The 4910-nt window shown below is 58.3% G+C and carries 5 protein-coding genes; 3 read left to right on the top strand and 2 right to left on the bottom strand.

Annotated features, from left to right (window positions below; translation table 11 throughout):
* On the top strand, positions 1-1166 hold a 1166-nt coding region (gndA, locus tag ACXJ5O_RS18955), incomplete at its 5' end, for an NADP-dependent phosphogluconate dehydrogenase (RefSeq protein ID WP_457301249.1).
* 144 nt (positions 1167-1310) lie between these two features.
* Positions 1311-1931 carry an alpha/beta hydrolase gene (locus tag ACXJ5O_RS18960; RefSeq protein ID WP_457301250.1) on the top strand — a complete coding sequence of 207 codons (621 nt, stop codon included), beginning with the start codon at positions 1311-1313 and terminating at the stop codon, positions 1929-1931.
* A 28-nt stretch (positions 1932-1959) separates the two neighbouring features.
* Here ACXJ5O_RS18960 and ACXJ5O_RS18965 read toward each other — a convergent pair whose 3' ends face one another.
* Positions 1960-2574 (bottom strand): GNAT family N-acetyltransferase, encoded by a 615-nt coding sequence (locus ACXJ5O_RS18965; RefSeq protein WP_457301251.1) that lies wholly within the window; start codon positions 2572-2574, stop codon positions 1960-1962.
* Positions 2575-2658: 84 nt separating this feature from the next.
* A complete protein-coding gene (odc2, locus tag ACXJ5O_RS18970) occupies positions 2659-3792 on the bottom strand; it encodes an ornithine/lysine decarboxylase (RefSeq protein ID WP_457301252.1) in 1134 nt (377 codons plus the stop codon).
* A gap of 538 nt (positions 3793-4330) precedes the next feature.
* On the opposite strand from odc2, the gene ACXJ5O_RS18975 reads away from it, so the two are divergent.
* The coding region (locus ACXJ5O_RS18975) for an amidase family protein (RefSeq protein WP_457301253.1) at positions 4331-4910 on the top strand (580 nt) is incomplete at its 3' end.

Raw genomic sequence — 4910 nt, forward strand, 5'->3', positions numbered from 1 at the left:
AGATTGCCGCGCTGAAGCCGTTCCTTGCAAAGGAAGACATCATCATCGATGCCGGCAATGCCAATTTCCACGATACGGTACGCCGTCTTGCCGAACTCGGACCCAACGATCCGACATTCGTTGGCATGGGCGTTTCCGGCGGCGAAGAAGGCGCGCGGCATGGCCCGTCGATCATGGTCGGCGGAACACCTGAATCCTACGCCCGCATCGAGCCGGTGCTGACTGCAATTTCCGCGAAGTACCAGGGCGAATCCTGCTCCGCCCTGCTCGGTCCTGATGGTGCCGGGCATTTCGTCAAGACCATCCACAACGGCATCGAATATGCCGACATGCAGATGATTGCAGAGGTCTACGGTGTGCTGCGCGATGGCCTCGGCCTCGCTCCGAATGCCATCGGCAAGATTTTCGAGAAGTGGAATGCCGGCCCGCTGAATTCCTACCTCATCGAAATCACTGCCAAGGTCTTGGCTGCAACCGACAAGAAGACTGGAAAACCAGCAGTCGATGTCATACTCGATAGCGCCGGGCAGAAAGGCACAGGCCGCTGGGCCGCCATCGAGGCGCAGATGCTCGGCATTCCGGCAACCGGCATTGAAGCAGCAGTAGCTGCCCGGTCGATCTCATCGCTGGTCAAGGAACGCGGTGAAGCGTCAAAAGCCTATTCCGAACTGAAGACGGCCAAGCTCTCAGACGGAAGTGCGGCTTTCATCGACGCGCTGGAAGACGGTTTGCTCGCCGGCAAGATTGCCGCCTACGCTCAGGGCTTCGATGTCATGGCAGGTGCCTCCAAGGAACATGGCTGGAATATACCGCTGGCCACCACCGCCCGTATCTGGCGCGCCGGCTGTATCATCCGCTCGCAATTCCTCGACCAGATCGCTGCCGCCTTTGAAGGCAGCGAGGGTAAAAATCTGCTGCTCGCGCCGGCTTTCGTCGAACGGATGAAAACCGGATCGCAATCCTTGCGCAAGATCGTCGCTGAAGCCGCTCTCGCAGGCCTGCCGACGCCGGCGCTGGCGGCCGCGCTAAGCTATTTTGATAGCTTCCGGCAGGCGCGTGGCACAGCTAACCTCATCCAGGCTCAGCGCGATTTCTTCGGTGCGCATGGCTTCAAACGGATCGGCGAGGAAGGCGATTTTCATGGTCCCTGGTCGGAAGCAGATTAATCGTCAATCGGATTGTCTATGGGACAGCGACAGTGCATCAAGCGGGAGCCGGGTTTAATGACCCTGGCTCCCGCCACATCTGTGGGGCATGCAAACGCAACCAAATAGCCAAGCGGACGAAGACGCCGCACTGAAAGGTTAGACATGTCGACCAACACTTACCAACATCGTGTATATTCTGCTGAACGGCCGGGAAGCCCGTTGCTTTTCGTATTCCATGGCACCGGCGGTGACGAAAACCAGTTCTTCGATTTTGGCAGACAATTGCTGCCGGAAGCCGGAGTCGTCTCACCCCGCGGCGATGTCTCCGAGCACGGCGCCGCACGCTTCTTTCGCCGGACGCGCGAAGGCGTTTACGATATGGACGACCTTGCCGCGCGTACGAGCGCCATGGCGAAGTTCATTCGCGCGCACAAAGACAAGGCGAAGCCATCGAAAACGGTGGCACTTGGTTATTCCAACGGAGCAAACATGATCGCCTCCGTCATGCTTTCCCATCCCGAGCTTTTCGATGAAACCGTTCTGATGCACCCGCTGGTTCCGTGGACCCCTGCGCCGCAAATCGGCCTCGCTGGCAAGCGCGCTCTGATCACARCAGGAAGGTTGGACACGATCTGCCCGCCGGTTCTAACGCAGACCTTCGCAGATTATCTGATCGAGCAAGGGGTTGAGACCGATCTCGTCTGGCATTCCGGCGGTCACGAAATCCAGCAAAGCGAAGTCGCTGCCATCGAACGTTTCGTTCGCGCTACGGTGTTAAAATGAAAACCGGCCCGAAAGGGCCGGCTTTTTCCTATCGGGAAAATCTCAGCGACACCGGCAAGACCCTCATCGCATGCGATGCTCGGCGACCCCTTGGGGTCAGCAACCCATGGCACCCCTCAAGATGGCCTGCCTTCAGTTCCAGCGCCAGAAAGCGCCGGCGTTCGACCGGGCCCGGCATGGCAAGGTCTGCTGTCTTCGCACCGCTGAAGCCGAAGCGTTCGTAATATTCCGGATCGCCCACCAGAATAACGGCACCATGGCCGAGCCGGGCAGCCTCTGCTGTTGCGTGCCGCATCAATGCCACGCCAATGCCCTTGCCCTTGAGTGAAGGTTCGACCGCAAGCGGTCCAAGCAGCAGCGCTCGCACGGGCTTGCCTGTCGCATCATGTCCAGCCTGGATATCCCAAAGCCGCACGGTGCCGAGCAGCGCACCATTGATCCCGCGTGCGACGAATGCCAGCCCCTCGGAGGGCAGCCGGCCGCRGCGCAGCTTTTCCGACGACTTGCGGCGGCGTCCCTCACCCATGGCGCGGTCGAGCAAAGATTCGCGCGCCCGCTCGTCCTGAGCAGTTTCGTTGAGAATTGTGAAACCCTGCGATCCATCCGGACGCGGGTTGTCTTGGATGTAGTCTTTTGCGTTCATTGTCTTGGCCAGTCTTGATCATGGGATGCGTCATTGCTGCCCGGCTGGTGCCGGACAGCGGTCCATGATTGGGCTCACACCCAATCAGATGACGTATGATCGGAGTGGTTCAAACCCGTTGAAGGCGACGGCAGAGTACGTAGTGGTATAAGCACCTGTTCCCTCGATCAGCACCTCGTCGCCAATGGTCAGCGAGATCGGCAGCGGATAGGGATTCTTTTCGTACATCACGTCGGCGCTGTCGCAGGTCGGGCCAGCAAGAACGCAGGGCTCGGCGAGATCGCCATCGCGCGGCGTGGTGATCTGGTAGCGGATCGCCTCGTCCATCGTCTCGGCGAGACCGCCGAACTTGCCGATGTCGAGATAGACCCAGCGCACATTGTCGTTGGCAGCCTTCTTCGAGACGAGCACGACTTCAGCCTTGATGACACCGGCATTGCCGACCATGCCGCGGCCTGGCTCGATGATAGTCTCCGGCAGGCGATTGCCGAAATGCTTGCTCAATGCCTGGAAGATCGCCTGGCCATAGGCCTGGGCGGTTGGCACGTCCTTGAGGTAACGGGTCGGGAAACCGCCGCCCATATTGACCATCTTCAACGTGATGCCTTCCATGGCGAGCTTGTCGAAGACGTACTTCGCATCGCCGAGCGCACGGTCCCAGGCAGAAAGGTCCGTCTGCTGCGAACCGACATGGAACGACACGCCGTAGCTGTCGAGGCCAAGCTTCTGCGCAGCAAGAAGAACATCCACAGCCATCGCAGGCACGCAGCCGAATTTGCGCGATAGCGGCCATTCGGCACCGGCACCATCGGTCAAAACGCGGCAGAATACACGGGAACCAGGAGCAGCACGGGCTACTTTCTCGACTTCCTCGATGCAATCCACAGCGAACAGGCGGATGCCGAGCTCGAAAGCGCGCGCGATATCGCGCTCTTTCTTGATCGTATTGCCGTAAGAGATGCGGTCGGCGGTCGCGCCGGCGTCAAGCGCCATTTCGGCTTCGGCGACGGAGGCCGTGTCGAAATTCGAGCCGAGCGAAGCGAGCAGGCGCAGGATTTCTGGCGCAGGATTGGCTTTCACCGCGTAGAATATCTTCGATTCCGGCAAAGCCATCTCGAAATTATGATAATTCTCACGCACCACTTCCAGATCGAGCACCATGCAAGGGCCGTTCGGACGTCGGGTGTTGATGAAATCGATAATGCGCTGCGTAGCCATTTTAAGCTCCAATTCCATAGCGGCTGGTATGGCCGCTCAAGCGATCGCGATTTCACGGGACGCACCCTGAAAAATCGCAAGGACAAAGTGCATGAATCCGTCCCTCGTGAAGCCAGCCTTTGGAGATGCTGGTACACGCGAATGGTCATGCGGCGATGGATCAACGCTAAAGTCAGCGTCAGTCCGCTTTGTCTGCCTTGGCTTGGATGAACCCATCCGCACTACCGGCAATGAAGGTGTGCCTCTTCAGTAATTCCGGCTTATGGACAGCCGAAAGACACCAGAAAGGCCCGCACCGTCGTTGCTTCAGATGTCCTCAGCTTGGCGGTAGGCCGACAAACTGACTGGAGGGGTTAGTTCCAGGTACCATACCGTTTCCTCACCATAATGAAGATCGGCGGACACCCATGGGCACGTGCGACTTTGGGCAAGGGGCATATAAGAGGAAAGTTGTGTCCAATCAATGAAAATAATGGGGCAGGGTAAAATTTTTTATTCATTGAACAACGGGGGGTAAATGCCCTAGAATCATTGAACGATGAGCACAATTCCCCCGCTAAATGCCCTTCTTGATTTACCCTTGGTTAACCTTTCGTCGGACGATGGCCCGCTGAACGGTGAAACACTCGGCGTCAAAGACATATTTGACGTTACCGGCATGCGTACCGGTTGCGGAAATCCGCAGAAATATGACGAATCAGTAGCCGCCACAAAAACCGCGCCTGCAGTTCAAAGCCTGTTCGATGCTGGTGCCCGCTTCATCGGCAAGACGCAAACAGATGAACTCGCCTTCTCGATKATGGGCCAGAATGTTCATTTTCCCTTCCCCGTGAACCCTAAAGCTCTAGATCGCGTGACAGGTGGCTCGTCTTCGGGTTCCGTCTCGGCGGTAGCGGGCGGTCTAACCACCATTGCAGTCGGTTCCGACACGGGCGGATCGATCCGTGCTCCGGCGAGCTTCTGCGGCCTGGTAGGGCTTCGCACGACCCACGGACGCATCTCCCTCGAAGGAACGATGCCGCTCGCCCATTCGCTTGATACGTTCGGCTGGTTCGCCAAGGACATTGCGCTCTACGAAAAGGTCGGCGCCGTTTTGCTTGGCCCGGACACTTCTGATT

It is taken from the genome of Phyllobacterium sp. P5_D12, assembly GCF_054049495.1.

Bases quoted from the DNA above. Each gene is read 5' to 3' on its own strand.
- odc2 (WP_457301252.1), bottom strand. From the start codon at position 3,792: ATGGCTACGCAGCGCATTATCGATTTCATCAACACCCGACGTCCGAAC.